This window comes from Paenibacillus xylanexedens, assembly GCF_007676705.1.
GTDB lineage: Bacteria > Bacillota > Bacilli > Paenibacillales > Paenibacillaceae > Paenibacillus > Paenibacillus xylanexedens_C.
Map to the genome: position 1 here is coordinate 744,990 of NZ_VEBF01000002.1, position 15,766 is coordinate 760,755.

A 15,766-nucleotide genomic window follows, 5' to 3' on the forward strand; every position below is an offset into this window, starting at 1 on the left:
TTTTCTTTGAAAGCATTTCATATTCATCGTCTCATTCTACAATTCGGGAAAACACCAACTCGCCATATGCTTTAATTCTTTGGCATTATGAAATGGAATGCGGTCAGGTTCTTGCAAGGGCGAAGTCGGAAGCGGGAACTCTCTTGCCACCCTTCTGACCCAACTTGTCGAATCGATTGCAATAGCCGAGCACTTCCAGCGTCCATTCGTTCTCGGTCGAAATGCCTCATGCAAATCTGCTTTTCCCGGCATCTCTGGAAACACACCATCCAGATATTCGACGATGACGCGCTTGTCTCTGACTTCATGACAATACACCGTCACCCATACACCTTCCCTGACCCGAACAGCATACACATCTCCAGGTTGTACCTCTCCGGTACCTGCATAAGGAGATGCTTTTGGTACTTTCCCCCGGACACTTCTCTTCTTCTCCAATGCTCCTAAGATCGTGTCCTTTCCAGGTGGGCTCTCTTCAGGCTTCTCTTCATGAGATGTACTACTCAGATCAAAACCATAGAATATCTTGTTCAGGTTGTTCTCATTAATTCCAATAGATGAGTCCCACCACGCCAAAGGCGCCTGTACTTCAACCCGTACATTGGGACGCTCGTCACGCTGTATGTAAGAAGTAAATTGAGTTATCATTCCGGGATGTTCCGGCGTATCCAGTATGCCAATCAGAGCTAACGTCTCGAGCAGGTCACGATAGGCATATTCCTTTTGTGTAGGCAAAAGACGTTCCTTCTTGAGCGCTATTGCTGCATTGCTGTAGCGTGTTTTGGGAGGTAATTCGCGAAGCACCGTTAACACCGCACGGAATGTCCAGCGGTCGTATTCATTTGGTATTGGAAGCTCCTGTGCGGCAGCCAGCTCTCGAAGTGCTAGCATTTGTCCAAAGGGATCACCGTCCAAAGGGGTTCCATTGGTCATCCTCCAATACCATTGCAACGTCGTGTCGGTTGCTTGATCTACGCTTAACCCGCAGATTTTACACGTACTCGAAGATGGATACGGCGTGTGTTCATGGTCTGGCATACGACTTGCAATAAGCTTGCCCGCAAGCAACGAGCGCCAGATCATGGGTGCTGACCACAAAGAAGAGACAAAGGCCTGCGCTGCATCCTCTATCGTCCATTGATTCGCAAGTTTTTTCAGTTCAGTGACCGTTTCATCATGTTGCGGACGTACAAATTGATTCGGTTCATGCCCGGCTGCCTCAAGCGCTTCTCGATCCTGTACGGATACACTATTCGGAACAACATGTCGCGATGCCTGCAGTTCTTCATCCCACAACGTGCGCTCACTATAAATTTGTTTTAACAAACTTAGCTGAGTAACCATATCCAAGGTTCATTCATCCTTTCCAATCATCGATTTCGAATACGTGACATATGAAAAATAAAAAAAGTGCTTCTATAAAAGAAGCACTTCATGTTTGGATCCAGTTAAGCTGAAGGATTTAAGCTTCTACAACTTCAACAGTTTCCATTTTGTCTTTACCTTCTAAAGCGTCTACGAACTCCATACCTTTAGTTACTTTACCAAATACAGTATGTTGTCCATCCAAATGTGGTTGCGGTTGGTAGCAGATGTAGAACTGGCTTCCACCTGTGTTACGGCCAGCATGTGCCATAGCGAGTGTTCCGCGCTCATGTTTGTTCGGGTTGATCTCACAGTTAATTGTGTACCCTGGGCCACCTGCACCGGAACCGTTAGGGCATCCGCCTTGAGCTACGAAGCCTGGGATAACGCGGTGGAATGTAAGACCATTGTAGAAACCGGAGTTAGCCAGTTTCTCAAAGTTTGCTACTGTGTTTGGAGCTTCTTGATCGAACAGATCGATCAAAACTTCTCCGCCGTTTGCCAATTTAATTTTCGCTTGTTTCGCCATATGTAAATGACTCCTTTCGTATTGACCATCGTTAATGGTGCCAGAACGCATGACCCTGGGCCAAGCATTACAGCACTTTTCTTAGTGTACACCGAAAATGTCTGGATCGCAAAAAAAACGGCAATTTTTTTCATAATTTAGTCTCAATACACAAAAAGCAGACGAAAAAGGAAGTTCCCTTTTCATCTGCTTCAACTGTTAAACCCATATATCCTGAATAATACAGAAACGCATTATCTTTGACGAATTAGCGAGTAACTGGCTGTTTGCCAATACGCGCAGGTACCAGGTCATTCTGGATGATATCCTGATACGTCTCACGGCGTACCACTACATCTCCTTGACCGTCTTTGACAAATACAACGGCCGGACGACGAATCCGGTTGTAGTTGCTCGCCATGGAGTAGTTATATGCACCTGTACAAGCTACAGCGAGCAGATCGCCGCTCTCCACTTTAGGCAAGTCCAGATCCCAGATCAGCATATCGCCACTCTCGCAGCATTTACCCGCAACAGATACTGTTTCCTGGGCAGCCTCATTCGCACGATTGGCAAGCACGGCTTCATACTTGGACTCATACAAAGCTGGACGCGGGTTATCGGTCATCCCCCCATCAACAGCAACATATTTACGCACACCAGGAATGTCTTTGCTCGTTCCAACGGTATACAGCGTTGTTCCCGCTTCACCTACGATGCTGCGGCCTGGTTCAACCCAGATCTCAGGCACTGCATAGCCGATTTGAGCAAAATGATTTTTAACGGCATCTGTAATAGCCTTCACGTATTGTGCAACTTCAAGCGGCGTATCTCCATCGATATAACGAATTCCGAATCCACCACCAAGGTTAACTACTTTGAAAGCAACGTTAAGACGCTCATATACGCTTGCTGCAAATTCAGCAACACGTTGAACAGCCATCTGGAAGCCTTCAACTTCGAAGATCTGGGAACCGATGTGGGAATGAACACCCAACAGAACCAGGTTGGACTGCTTGGAAGCCAGTTCAATCGCTTCAAATGCAGTACCATTACCAATATCGAATCCGAATTTCGAATCCGTCTGACCTGTCGAAATATATTCATGCGTATGTGCCTCAACACCAGGCGTCACACGAAGCAAAATGTTTACTTTACGATTTTTGTCCGCTGCTACAGCCTGCAACAGATGCAATTCATTGAAGTTATCGACAACAAAGCATCCGATCTCTGCATCAAGAGCCATTTCGATCTCTTCCAGCGTTTTGTTGTTACCGTGGAAGTGGATGCGCTCAGCAGGGAATCCTGCTTGAAGTGCTGTGAATAGTTCACCATCAGATACAACATCCAGGGAAAGTCCTTCTTCTGCTGCTAGGGCACACATTGCCATTACACAGAAAGCTTTACTTGCGTATGCAACCTGGAAGCCCAGTCCGGAAGCACGGAATGCTTCCATGTACTCTCTGCAACGCTCGCGAACCAATTGCTCGTCCACAACGTACAGGGGAGTTCCAAATTGTTCTTTCAGATCTGTTGCATCGACTCCGCCAATTTCCAGATGTCCTTGCGCATTTATTTTACTTGTACCATGTAAATACATAATCTGCATTCCTCACTTTTTATATACTGGAACAGTTGCTATTCCAATGATTTTACACCAGTATACCAAATTAGGCAGCGAGATGAATGGATTTTTCGGCAGATCATTTGTGTTTTTTACTTTTTCGCAGTTCGCCGTCCGGATCATCGGACATTTTGGTGTTGTCACGTGTTTTGTTGAATGATGGACGTTTTTTATTTTCCAGCAACGGAAGCCGGAATAAAAAGTTGCCCAAGGCCTTTGCATTAAACGGTATAAAAGGCCAGAGATACGAAGAATTGTATGATCGGTGAACGGTGAGCGCCAATATGAGCAGTGTACTGCCCACCACCAATCCCGGAACCTTGAATATCGCTACTGCAATGAGCAGAACCAGCCTGACCAGCCTGTTGGCGAGACCCAGCTCGTAACTCGGCGTGGCAAACATACCGATGGCTGCGATGGCCATATAGAGTACAACCTCATTGACAAAGTATCCGGTTTTCACCGCGATATCCCCAACTAGAATGGCTGCGATTAAGCCCATGGCCGATGCCAGAGGTGTAGGCGTATGAACCGCTGCCATCCGTAATAAGTCGACGCCAAGCTCGATCAGAAGAAACTGTAGGATTAGAGGAAGCTTCACATTTTCCTGTGGACCAATGAAGTCGAGTCCCATCGGTTTGATCGAAGGGTCAATAACCATGAGAAGCCATAACGGTAGCAAAAACAGCGATATGAGAATCCCTGCAAAACGCACCCAACGTAAATACGTTCCCATCAAAGCTGTCTGTCTGTTCTCCTCCGCATGCTCACAGAGGTCGAAAAAGGTCGTAGGCAGAATCATTACACTGGGGGACGTGTCTACGAAAATGACAACTCGTCCTTCAAGCAAATGGGAAGCCGTAACATCCGGTCGTTCCGAGTAACGAACGAGTGGAAACGGATTCCAACCCTTGTTGATAATCGCTTCCTCCAACTGTTTATCGGCGGCGGGAATACCATCGATATCCACTCGCTGTATTTTCTCACGGACCGAATCCACCTGCACTTTATCCACAATATCATCAATGTACACCACGCAGACATCGGTTTGTGTTCTCCGGCCTACCTGCATAATCTCGAACTTCAGTCCTGGGTCGCGTATTCTGCGGCGCACCAAGGTTACGTTGGTCAGGAGTGTTTCGGTGAAGCCGTCTCTGGAACCTCGGACGACCCTTTCCAATGAAGGCTCTTCGGGTGAACGTACCGGATAACTCCGGGTATCCATAATTAGGACCGAACGATCCCCTTCAACGAACATCGCACTCATGCCGGTAAGAACCTTGTTGATGACGGCACTCATCTTGTCCACTCTTTCTACCTGAATATGGGGAATGTAACATTCAAAATAGGATTTGAGTGCATGTCCTGACACTTCATCAGGCGTGAGATAGGTCAGTCTTTTTAATACTTCAAGCAATATCTCATCTTTCGCGAAGCCGGTGATCATCAGCAAGCCAACGTGTTTGCCACCCAGAACCATTTCCCTCAAATTAACATCAAAGGATTCTCCGAGCCCGAGCACCTGTTGCAGTGTATATTTATTCTCACTCATGCGTGGGGAAATATCATCGTTTTCCTGCCAATACTGCACCGATTCCTCAATGCTGTCGGACATTTCATTTTGTTTCTTCTTATTGTACGCTCTCTTCTCTTCTTCCTTTTGAATCTCATAAGCAGACTTGTGTAACATCTCTTCCGTTATACCTTCCCTATTTTCCTGGCCTCTATGATCCGAACGTTCATCCATTTTCCATCCTCCTATGGCCACGATCTACCGCTGATATATAAAAAAATCAAACAGAGAACCTGTCATTTTGCCTAATATCATGGCGAGCAGTAATCCAAACAAATAAGGTTTCATACCCAGACGTTTGGCTAGCACGGGCAATACATTAAGCACCTCAGTGAGTGCCGCGGCCAGTAGACCGATAAACACGCCACAGAATAGACCAATGATTGGGCTTAGCAGCAGTACCCCATGCATTTTCCAGTGCCAGAAGTCCGCCACAGTCCCGAGCAGTGAACCCCCAATTAGCGCCCCTTCGTACCAGTGGGTCTTGTCATACGATTGCGTAAGTTGAGCCAATCTGGGAATCATATCGAGCACCAGAATGAGCGCAATTACGCCGCTTCCAACGGCAATCCCCCCTGCGATACCCAGTACAATGCTGATTGCTCCATTAAGAACGCTCATCCGCATTCATCTCCCCGCGTTCCTGCTCATGCATCCGTTCACTTTCTTCAATCACCACATATTTATCCACATTTTGCTGGTATAGGAACATCTCTACTTCCAGCGGGGTAGGCTCTTCATTCCACTTCTTCTTGAATAAATGATTGAAGAATACGGCCATTCCGAATCCAATGCCAATGGAATACGCCACTTGGAACAGATAGGGATGTTCGTCCCGATGCCCTGTAAGCATCTCCACAATTCGAATCTGTACTTCCTGCATGTTCACATCCGCATGAAAATTCATGATCGTTAAGGCCGATCCGAAGAACAGCAGCAGCCAAACCAATATGAACAGAGACTTGGAAGGTTGACCATTTCCCGCAATGACTTCAACAAGCGTATGGCCTGATCCAATCAGTTCCACGCTTACCTCAGGCAAGATGTTCCGAATTCGGGGAATAATCTGCAATATATCAATGAGGATCAGATTGCCGTCCTCCGGTCCAGGGTGCAGCAGTTCAAGCTCCAGTAACCTGTCCTCCTGATCTTCAGCAGAGGTCAGCACATGTGCAATGTCTCTAAGCTTGACTGCTCTGCCCCTCTGGATGCGAATACGGCTGCGTAGACGAACATAGACCATTGGAGTGGGTGTCTGGGACATCCATAGCACTCCTTTACTGCGTAATTTAGGTTAGTATTTGAAGAATGTGCAAATTTATTACAAACTGGTTGGAAAAAAGGTGGAAGGCTGAGTTGACGCTGCGGGATGGATCGGTCACTGGTCGCTGTTATCCCCGGATTTCTTGAACTCTCCTTTTCAAGGAGGAAATCCGGTTATAAAGGCGAACGCTTCGCTCCTTTTGACCGATTCCATCCCTCCGCTACCAGTCGTCCTCCCGTTTCCAAACGTTTGTAATAAACATGCTGGGGAGTGGGCAGGGGGGATTTAAAAGATGAGTTTTTGGGGTTTATTTTGACTTAACGGAGGAGTGACTATTGATCGAATTGAGGCGTAACTTAATGTGAAGCATTATTTACATATCAAAAAAGTCGCCGTATGGGCGACTCTTCGGTATTGGTTTTATAGGCTCACGGATCATGAACAATAACTCAAAAATTATGTTCTTTGTCTCTTTTGTTCAATTCCCTTCTAAATCGTAAAGGGGTTGAATTCATTGTTTTCCGGAATTGGTTAATGTAATAACTCGTGCTGTTAAAACCGACCTCATAGGCAATTTCGGTGATGCTACGTTCGGAGAGTTGCAATAGTTCAATGCTTCTTTGGATGCGGTACTCTATCACATATTGCATGGGTGTGGTTTTCAGGATTTGCTTGAAATAACGGCACGTCTCCGATCGACTTAACTGTCCGGCCTTTGCAATATCTTCTAACCTAATCGGATCGGCATAGTTGAGATGAATACATTGCAACATGTCTTTCATTCGCTTGTTTCTGCTCATCTCTGATGGATCATGTTTTAGAGAATATCCGTTCATAATCAGCAGTTTCCACATATTCAGTACCGCAGATGCAACATTCACTTCGTAAAAAGAAACTTGCTCCGCTAGCTCCTTTCTAATCCGTGCAATAGCGTCCAGGATCTGTTCTCCCCAACCGTTAGCTCTTTCGATATACAGAAAAGGCAAATTAGTTGCTGTTACATGTGAATGTACATACTTTATATACAAATCTGAAGGCATGATAGCATGCGGGGACAAATTCAGACATAAATAGATGCACTTCTCGCTCACACCATGATCTTCGGCCATATGCATTATTCCACTGTTGATAAAAATCCCGTCACCTCTGGGTACTGCTATTATTTGATCGTTGATATGGAACAACGCCGTACCCTGAATAACAGCAACAAACTGCAATTCATCATGCCAGTGGAGAGGAATATGTCCGTGAACATTTTGAACAATGGTTGTCTCATAACAGGCTACGGATAATGTATCCGTACGGTGTTGCGTCATTTCTTTCAAATGTTGATCAATGATAAATTCGATCTTCTGCATGGCCCTCATCTCAATATAGTTATATTTTTAAGTGTAATATTGATATTAATGTACCGCATTTCTCCTTAATATAACACTATTCTTATATTTAAGGTGAGGCGAACAAGAATGACAACTTCTGCAAAATCCAAAATTTCAGGCATCGTACTCGTTCTGACGGGAGCCATCTGCTGGGGCATTGGGGGGACAGTATCTCAAAAACTGTTTCAACTGGATGGAATTGAAGTCAATTGGTATGTCACTGTACGATTGTTGATTGCTGGGTTACTATTACTGGTTATTCAATCGTTTACAAATGGACGACTTCAGATTTTTGATGTGTGGAGAAATAAAAAAACAGCTGGACAGCTGATCATCTTCGGATTGGTGGGCATGCTTGCCGTCCAGTATACGTACATGGCATCCATTAAACACGGCAATTCAGCGGTGGCTACACTCCTGCAGTACCTGTCCCCTGTCATGATCATGATTTACATCGCACTCCGGAAGCAGTCTGTCCTCACACGCAATGACCTTGCATGCGCCGTTCTGGCTCTCGGTGGGTGTTTTCTCCTGCTGACGAATGGCTCGATTACGCGGTTATCTGTCTCCTCGCTCGCAGTGATATGGGGGCTGTTATCCGGGGTTTCAGCTGCATTTTATACGCTGTATGCCGTGCAACTGATTAAAAAGTTCGATTCACTTGTTGTGGTCGGCTGGGCAATGATCATCGGTGGTCTGGGAATGAGTTTTATTCACCCGCCCTGGAAAATGAATTTTGCTAGCATCACGCTCGAAACTTACGGTTATTTAATATTTACGATCCTTTTTGGAACCATGATTGCTTTTTGGTTTTATATTGCGAGTCTCAAAAGTCTTACACCCAAGGAAACTAGCCTGCTCGGGAGCGCGGAGCCCCTTGCTGCTGTTGGAACAACCGTCATATGGCTCCATGAACCCTTTGGCTTCTATCAATGGATTGGTATGGCATGTATTCTTGGCATGATGCTGGTCATGCAGTCCAATCGTTCGGGATCTACCCGTATTAACAACAAATAACCTCCCTCGCCATAATGCGCGATAGAAGGTTGTTAGTTGTCGTATATTGGTGTATAAACGCCAATATTGATGTTCAATCCACGAAATTACTGCGCGATCTGGTCGCGGATGGATTGCAGTATTTTTTTCTCCAGACGTGATACCTGCACCTGAGATATTCCCAACCTGCTGGCTACCTCCGACTGGGTCTGATCCCGGTAATACCGAAGATAAACGATTAATCGCTCCCGCTCGCTGAGACCACCAATGGCTTCGTTCAGCGCCAGCTTGTCAAACCAACGTTCCTGAGACTCGTCGGCAATCTGATCCATTAATGTAATGGGATCGCCGTCATTCTCGAATACCGTCTCATGGATAGAAGTCGGTGGTTTGTTCGCTTCCTGGGCAAATACGACTTCCTCCGGGGTTACCCCCAGTTCCGCAGCAACTTCCTTAATCGTTGGCAAACGATCCAAATGCTTGGACAGTTCGTCCCTTTTCTTGCGGACTTTATTCGCCATCTCTTTCAGTGAACGACTGACCTTCAGGGTACCGTCATCCCGCAGGAATCGCTGGATTTCTCCGATGATCATCGGCACCGCATAGGTTGAGAACTTCACGTCATAACTGAGATCGAATTTGTCCACTGACTTGAGCAGACCGATACAACCAATCTGGAACAGATCTTCCGGATCATATCCCCTATTCATAAAACGCTGTACGACGGACCAGACGAGTCTGATGTTGCAGTTCACCAGCGTATCCCGTGAGACATGGTCACCCGACTGACTGAGCGCAATCAGCCGTTTGACCTCGGCATCGTCCAAATAGGTCTGTGAAGATGGTTTCACTTCAGCATCCATAAGAACACCAACCCCTAATTATACAATGCTTTCTTGGATTCAATCCTTTTCTTCATCTTGATGGAGGTGCCTCTGCCGGGCTCACTGCTGACTTCGAATTCATCCATAAAGTTTTCCATAATGGTGAAGCCCATGCCCGACCGCTCAAGTTCGGGTTTGGACGTATATAGCGGCTGCTTCGCCAGTTCAAGATCTTCGATTCCTTCACCGCGGTCTTCCACAATAATCGTGATCATGTCTTCCCGAATCTCGGCCTGGATGGACACAACACCCTCGGAGTTATTGTTGTATCCGTGGATGATGCTGTTGGTCACGGCTTCCGAAATGACCGTCTTCAGGTCACTGAGCTCGTCCATCGTTGGATCAAGCTGGGAGATAAATGCAGCAACGGTTACCCGCGCAAACGATTCATTCTCTGACTTGGCCGCGAATTGCAGATTCATGAAATTTGTCCCTGTTCCTTCATTCATGAGACGACCTCCAGACCTGAGAGAGCAGTTCCCTCATTTTCGTATATCGGCATAATCTTGAACAAACCCGACATTTCCAGCAAACGGTACACCGGCGAATTGACGTCACATACTACCATCTTGCCGCCTTTATTCTTAATAAGCTTGTATCTTCCCAAAATGACACCCAGACCCGAACTGTCCATAAATTGCAGATCTTTCAGGCTGAGTACCAGATGCTCGCTTTGTCTCCGCTGGATAGCTTCATCCATTTGCATCCGTACCATGTCAGCTGTATGGTGATCCAGCTCCCCGGATAATCGTACAATCAGAATCCCGCGATGGTGTTCCATTTCCACATGCAAGTTCACGTTTGCCCACTCTCCTCCCTGTCTTGAACAAGGATTTCTACGTTTCCGAAGGCTTTTCCTGCCCCCCGACAAAACTAGAAGAAAACCCCTATTTAACTACAAAATATGTTCGAAGGATGCGTGGAACTCGCGTAATTCGCCGTTTAATCAAACAGGTTGGACGTCGTCCGCTTAAACAGCTTCCACCAGCCAGCTTTATTCACGTCCTGTGGAGCCTGAATGTCGAATTCCTTAATGACGTCGTTGCCCTGGTAAACCACCAGTTTACCTATACTTTGCCCAGCCTTGATCGGGGCTTTCAATTCTTTGGCAACCAACAATTCATGCCGGATGTCATTGGATTTGGCTCCTTTGCGCATCAGCACACTATAATTTTGCGTGGCATTCAGCGGTAACTCGGCAACTTCACCTTTTTCAATTTTCAGACTACCCAGCAGATCCCCTGCCTTGTAGAGCGCCTTCATCGTATATTGACTAAAGGCATAGTCAAACATCGAAGACACTTCACTGTTCCGTGTTTTGGTATTCGGTTCACCGAGTACCACTGAAACGACACGCAGTCCGTCCTTGGACGCTGTAGCGGACAGGCAGAACTTCGCTTCGGACGTGTAACCTGTTTTCAAACCATCTGCCCCTTGATAAAAGCGAACCAGCTTGTTCGTGTTCACCAGCCAGAATGGCTTTTCCGTATCTTTGCGAAGGTAATCCTGATATGCACCGGTGTACTTCGTAATTCCGGAATGTTTCAGTAGTTCACGGCTCATGACGGCAATGTCATGGGCGGAAGAATAATGATTATCGACCGGAAGGCCGTTACAGTTGGCAAAATGAGTATCCTTCATGCCAAGCTCCTTCGCACGCTCATTCATCAGCTGCACAAAGGCTTCTTCCGAGCCAGCAATCTTCTCAGCCATCGCTACCGAGGCATCATTGCCTGATGCCATGGCAATCCCTTTTAACATATCATCGACCGTCATTTCTTCCCCGGGCTCCAGAAAGATCTGCGAACCGCCCATGGATGCTGCGTATTCGCTCGTTCTTACCTTATCCGTCAGCTTCAACTTGCCCGAGTCGATCGCTTCGATCGTGAGCAACATCGTCATAATCTTCGTAATGCTTGCCGGAGGCAGCTGATCATGACTGTTTTTCTCATAGATAACGGTTCCTGTATCTGCATCCATTAAGATCGCAGAACGCGCCGACGGGGCTAAATCAGCGGCTCCCGCTGCCTTTGGTGTTTCTTCAGCCAATGCCGTTGATGCCATAAGGGACAGCAGGATACAAAGGGTCATGAACGATGCCATTATTCTTTTCTTCACTAGGTTACCTCCTCAAATGACTTGCTTACTGCATGTTCCATACATGTACTGCTAATCATTGTCGGCGCGTTTGCAGTAAATTATTCCATCTTACCTATGATTTCCCGAACTTTTTGTGGAAAAGGGGCTCAAAGCAAAAAAACGCACTGCACTCAACTCATGAGCAACCGTACGTTCAACATAACAAGAAAAGGTTACCCCCGATGATTTCTCATTCGAAGAGGTAACCTTCTCTACTCAAATCTTGCTTACATTTGTGGAATAACTGCCACTACCAACGCCAGGAAAGACTCACGCACACGTTCAGTGGTTTCCATAACCTCATCGTGCGACAGCGGCTGGTCGAGAATTCCGGCTGCCATGTTGCTGATACAGGAAATGCCGAGCACTTCCAGACCTGCATGGCGTGCCACAATCACTTCAGATACAGTGGACATGCCCACTGCGTCTGCGCCTAATGTGCGCAGCATTTTGATCTCTGCTGGTGTCTCGTAGTTCGGACCAAGCATACCTGCGTATACCCCTTCACGTACGTTAAAACCTTGTGATGCGGCCGTATCCTTCGCTAGTGCACGCAAGCGGCGGCTATAAGCTTCCGACAGATCCGGGAAACGTACACCCAGTGCAGCGTCATTCGGTCCGATCAGTGGATTTTTGCCTGTAAGATTCAAGTGATCAGAGATCAGCATCAAATCTCCAGCTTCGTACGACGTATTCACGCCACCCGCAGCATTCGTTACAAGCAGGCTACTTACACCCAGTTCTTTCATAACACGTACCGGGAAGGCTGTCAGTTCGGGGCCATATCCTTCGTACATGTGGAAGCGGCCTTTCATCATCACGACCGGACGACCTTTGATGGTTCCGACCAATAATTCACCTTCATGTCCTTCTACTGTGGACACTGGAAAATGCGGAATATCCTGATAAGCGATACTTACGCCATCTTCAATCAATTCTGCAAGTACGCCAAGACCCGAACCCAAAATCAAACCGACTTCCGGCTTGATGGAGCTTTTGCTTTGAATATAAGATGCTGCTTCCGAAATCATTTGTTGGTTTAATGCTGCCATACGATGTATGTTCCTCCTTGAGTTGAAACGATCCGTCTTTATGTATAACGGCGTTTAGATGTATTCAATTTATTTTATCCTAAATCGGCACCATGTTCCGCATTTATTTGTGAATGCCATGCGTCAAAATCTATCTTGCCCTCGGATGATGGGTTTCATAGATTTCTTTCATGGTTCTGCGACCATGATTGCCATACTGTTGTCCCGGCTGCTCGACATGGCCGAGCATGTCCTGAACGGCACGTGTGTCCGCCCCATTGGCAATCAGATGTGCTGCAAACGAATGACGCAGCGTATGCGGCGTAATTTCTTCCGAGATTCCCGCATCCACCGCCGCTTTTTTAAGCAGCTTCCAGAATCCCTGCCGGGTTAAACGCCTTCCAGACACATTCACGAATAGTGCCTGCTCGTCCGAATCGGTTTTGAGCAACTGATTGCGGAATTCCTCTACATATACACTTGCCCAATGTGCGGCTGGCGCACCGATGGGAAGAATGCGTTCCTTGCCTGCCCCACCGCATCGTATAAAGCGCATGTCCGGCTGTACATCCCGAATGTCCAGCGCAATCAGTTCCGAGACGCGAATGCCTGTAGCATACAATAGCTCAAGCATCGCTCGGTCTCGCACACCCTGCGGTGAACGAATATCAGGCGCTGTCAGCAGCTGTTCGATCTCCGGGATAGTTAACACCTGTGGAGGCGTCTTATCCGCCTTGGGAGCTTCCACATCGAACGTAGGGTCCTGTATGATATCACCCCGCCGCAGCAAAAAATGAAAGTAGGAGCGCAGAGATACGATGCTGCGGGCAATCGTTGCGTTGGCACGTCCTGCCTGTTTGAGCTGACCTACAAACAGGACGACATGTGTGCGTCTGACCTGATCGGCTTCGCGTATACCATATTCCTTATCTGCAAATTCAATGAACTTGTCCACGTCTCGGAGATACGATTCAAGTGTGCTGCTTGACATCCCTTTATCATCTTCCAAGTATAAGGCATAGGCGTGTATCGTCTGTTTCATGTACAACGCTCCTCAACTGACAGATCTGCCGCTCCGGCAGACTGCTCCCGTATTTGCATCCCTGGCTGTTCGAAGCTACTCCCCGTACCAATAGAACAAACGGAGACGCTCTGCCATCGTAGGACGTCCTTCTCCATTACCCGGCCAATCCGTTTCCTGAAATACTTTGATGGCATTTCCAGTCGGCATCTGATACTGATCCACAGGTGAGATCCAGCCATTAAACAGGTCCAGAACATGATAGAACAGATAAACTAATGCAGCAAAAACTATGATAAATCGAATAAAACGGAGCCCTCTCCGCACTGATATAATCATGGGTGTGTCCCCCTCCTGATTGAATCCGGTTTTGTCCTTGAATCAGGGTATGTCCATAAACACAGGTTTATGCCACTTGAGGTAACTCCATATCATGTCCGGTGCCAAAAAAGCTCTCCCGTCAAAACCGCCGGTGAGAGCTTGAAGATATGCTATGTTATTCTTCATCTTTGGGCTTCTGTTCATTTTTAGCTTTGCAACGATAACAAATTCCATGAAAGTCCAATCGGTGATCTACTACCGAAAAGTTAAATTCCCGCTCCAAACGCTCTTCAAGCGGTCCAAGCCAGTCTTCACGTATTTCATCCATACTTCCGCATTGAACACAGATTAAGTGATGATGGTGATGCTTGGATGTATCTCCGCGCAGATCATAACGCGCTACACCGTCGCCGAAGTTGATTTTCTCTACAACATGCAGCTCACTCAGCAGTTCGAGGGTACGGTACACGGTTGCCAGACCGATTTCGGGAGCCTTTTCTTTAACGAGCATGAATACGTCTTCTGCGCTCAGATGATCTTCTTCATTCTCAAGAAGTACTCTTACGGTGGCTTCCCGCTGGGGCGTTAATTTATATCCTTGGGACTGTAGTTGCTGCTTAATTTTATCGATCCGTGCTTCCATTTTCTCCCTCCCCCTAGGAAATCACTGCACACTGCAACTTAACCCACTCTTTTCATTATAGGGGGAGTGCGTAATTAAAGTCAACATTTTACACTATACGATACACGCTAGGCCGGTAGTAACATTGGCGTGACCCAACGCATCATCGCAGGTGTAACCCATGTTTCAAAAGATGCCACGCCGAGCAGCAGTGCAGCCATGACCAAAGTTAACACTATATATGAAGAAAAAGGTCTTTGTCGACCCGGTGTTCGCTGCATCAAAACACGATTGCGAATGATGTATAACGAGAACGTCATGGCCGCCACACTGCAGATCAGCAGGATCGGTATGACGAACAAATTATGCGGCGCCACGGAAACCAGTGCAAACAGCAACCCTTTCCAGGAATACTGCCCAACAAGATACCCCACTGTGAATCCAATAAGCACACCTTTTAGAAAATCCAGAACCAGTATACCGGGCAGTCCGACGACGGATAAACCCAGAATAAAGATCAGACCTACCCATTTTAGATGAAGCATGGCAATGTCCCAATATGCCCCGGTTTCCGTCACTTGTGCGCTGTGCTGCACTGTCATGAAGAAGTTCCCAAGATAGCCCTCCAGATCCTGACGTTGCTCAAGAGACAATGCATTGACCATAAGCGCCCCAAAAATGACGCCGACCAGAAACAAGACAGCCACGAATACATATAACGAAGTCTGACCTTTAAATGTAAAGTAGGAAGAGCGCATACAGGTACAAGTCCCCTTTCCGGTTGTCATGCTGCAAGGATGCTCAATCATATCCTCATAGTCATTCTTATGAACCGAAACGCACCTGTATGACTTCTTGTCCAGATTGGCTCTACGTGAAGTGAAGCTATATCAGTTGAAATAAAGAATATTTACACGGGTCACTCCGATGACAGAACAACCTTTCGATCACTGTTATCCCCAGATTTTTTTATTCCTTTTTTAAAGGGAAAATCCGGGGATAGCGTATGCTTCCGATGCAGCTTTCTTTCAGAAAGCTT

The 15,766-nt window shown here is 46.8% G+C and carries 17 protein-coding genes; 1 reads left to right on the top strand and 16 read right to left on the bottom strand.

Going from position 1 to position 15,766, the window contains the following annotated elements; all coding sequences use genetic code 11:
- Positions 1 to 36: 36 nt before the first annotated feature.
- The 7 genes from FS628_RS13330 to FS628_RS13360 form a co-directional block, all read right to left on the bottom strand.
- Positions 37 to 1,344 (bottom strand): hypothetical protein, encoded by a 1,308-nt coding sequence (locus tag FS628_RS13330; RefSeq protein ID WP_145324142.1) that lies wholly within the window; start codon positions 1,342 to 1,344, stop codon positions 37 to 39.
- A gap of 118 nt (positions 1,345 to 1,462) precedes the next feature.
- Positions 1,463 to 1,894 carry a peptidylprolyl isomerase gene (locus tag FS628_RS13335; RefSeq protein WP_017687646.1) on the bottom strand — a complete coding sequence of 144 codons (432 nt, stop codon included), beginning with the start codon at positions 1,892 to 1,894 and terminating at the stop codon, positions 1,463 to 1,465.
- A gap of 247 nt (positions 1,895 to 2,141) precedes the next feature.
- Positions 2,142 to 3,473, bottom strand: coding sequence for a diaminopimelate decarboxylase (gene lysA / locus FS628_RS13340; protein WP_145148860.1), 1,332 nt, complete (start codon positions 3,471 to 3,473; stop codon positions 2,142 to 2,144).
- Positions 3,474 to 3,576: 103 nt separating this feature from the next.
- Complete coding sequence (locus FS628_RS13345) at positions 3,577 to 5,244, bottom strand: spore germination protein (protein WP_145322566.1); 1,668 nt, start codon at positions 5,242 to 5,244, stop codon at positions 3,577 to 3,579.
- Positions 5,245 to 5,268: 24 nt separating this feature from the next.
- The gene (locus FS628_RS13350) at positions 5,269 to 5,697 is read right to left on the bottom strand and encodes a stage V sporulation protein AB (RefSeq protein ID WP_076331327.1); all 429 of its coding nucleotides are present in this window, start codon (positions 5,695 to 5,697) and stop codon (positions 5,269 to 5,271) included.
- The gene (locus FS628_RS13355; protein WP_145322568.1) at positions 5,678 to 6,334 is read right to left on the bottom strand and encodes a stage V sporulation protein AA; all 657 of its coding nucleotides are present in this window, start codon (positions 6,332 to 6,334) and stop codon (positions 5,678 to 5,680) included. Before FS628_RS13355 ends, FS628_RS13350 begins: the two co-directional genes overlap by 20 nt.
- A gap of 449 nt (positions 6,335 to 6,783) precedes the next feature.
- Positions 6,784 to 7,692, bottom strand: coding sequence for a helix-turn-helix transcriptional regulator (locus tag FS628_RS13360; RefSeq protein WP_145322570.1), 909 nt, complete (start codon positions 7,690 to 7,692; stop codon positions 6,784 to 6,786).
- A gap of 108 nt (positions 7,693 to 7,800) precedes the next feature.
- On the opposite strand from FS628_RS13360, the gene FS628_RS13365 reads away from it, so the two are divergent.
- Positions 7,801 to 8,730: a DMT family transporter gene (locus FS628_RS13365; RefSeq protein ID WP_145322572.1), complete on the top strand. Its 930-nt coding sequence runs from the start codon at positions 7,801 to 7,803 to the stop codon at positions 8,728 to 8,730.
- Between the two features lie 86 nt (positions 8,731 to 8,816).
- On the opposite strand, the gene sigF is transcribed toward FS628_RS13365, so the two are convergent.
- From sigF to spoIIM, 9 genes are all read right to left on the bottom strand, one after another.
- Entirely contained in the window at positions 8,817 to 9,572 is a 756-nt protein-coding gene (sigF, locus tag FS628_RS13370) for an RNA polymerase sporulation sigma factor SigF (protein ID WP_036607856.1), read from the bottom strand.
- 14 nt (positions 9,573 to 9,586) lie between these two features.
- Positions 9,587 to 10,042 (bottom strand): anti-sigma F factor, encoded by a 456-nt coding sequence (gene spoIIAB, locus FS628_RS13375; protein ID WP_036672324.1) that lies wholly within the window; start codon positions 10,040 to 10,042, stop codon positions 9,587 to 9,589.
- Positions 10,039 to 10,392: an anti-sigma F factor antagonist gene (gene spoIIAA / locus FS628_RS13380; RefSeq protein ID WP_017687636.1), complete on the bottom strand. Its 354-nt coding sequence runs from the start codon at positions 10,390 to 10,392 to the stop codon at positions 10,039 to 10,041. The genes spoIIAB and spoIIAA overlap by 4 nt, the downstream gene beginning before the upstream one ends.
- Before the next feature lie 143 nt (positions 10,393 to 10,535).
- Positions 10,536 to 11,657, bottom strand: coding sequence for a D-alanyl-D-alanine carboxypeptidase family protein (locus tag FS628_RS13385; RefSeq protein ID WP_260871090.1), 1,122 nt, complete (start codon positions 11,655 to 11,657; stop codon positions 10,536 to 10,538).
- A 302-nt stretch (positions 11,658 to 11,959) separates the two neighbouring features.
- The gene (locus tag FS628_RS13390; RefSeq protein ID WP_145322577.1) at positions 11,960 to 12,784 is read right to left on the bottom strand and encodes a purine-nucleoside phosphorylase; all 825 of its coding nucleotides are present in this window, start codon (positions 12,782 to 12,784) and stop codon (positions 11,960 to 11,962) included.
- Positions 12,785 to 12,914: 130 nt separating this feature from the next.
- Positions 12,915 to 13,805 (bottom strand): tyrosine recombinase, encoded by an 891-nt coding sequence (locus FS628_RS13395; protein ID WP_145322579.1) that lies wholly within the window; start codon positions 13,803 to 13,805, stop codon positions 12,915 to 12,917.
- 75 nt (positions 13,806 to 13,880) lie between these two features.
- Complete coding sequence (locus tag FS628_RS13400; RefSeq protein ID WP_076215836.1) at positions 13,881 to 14,123, bottom strand: DUF4227 family protein; 243 nt, start codon at positions 14,121 to 14,123, stop codon at positions 13,881 to 13,883.
- Between the two features lie 157 nt (positions 14,124 to 14,280).
- Positions 14,281 to 14,748, bottom strand: coding sequence for a ferric iron uptake transcriptional regulator (fur, locus tag FS628_RS13405; RefSeq protein WP_090922447.1), 468 nt, complete (start codon positions 14,746 to 14,748; stop codon positions 14,281 to 14,283).
- 107 nt (positions 14,749 to 14,855) lie between these two features.
- Positions 14,856 to 15,485: a stage II sporulation protein M gene (gene spoIIM / locus FS628_RS13410; protein ID WP_145322581.1), complete on the bottom strand. Its 630-nt coding sequence runs from the start codon at positions 15,483 to 15,485 to the stop codon at positions 14,856 to 14,858.
- Positions 15,486 to 15,766: the final 281 nt, after the last annotated feature.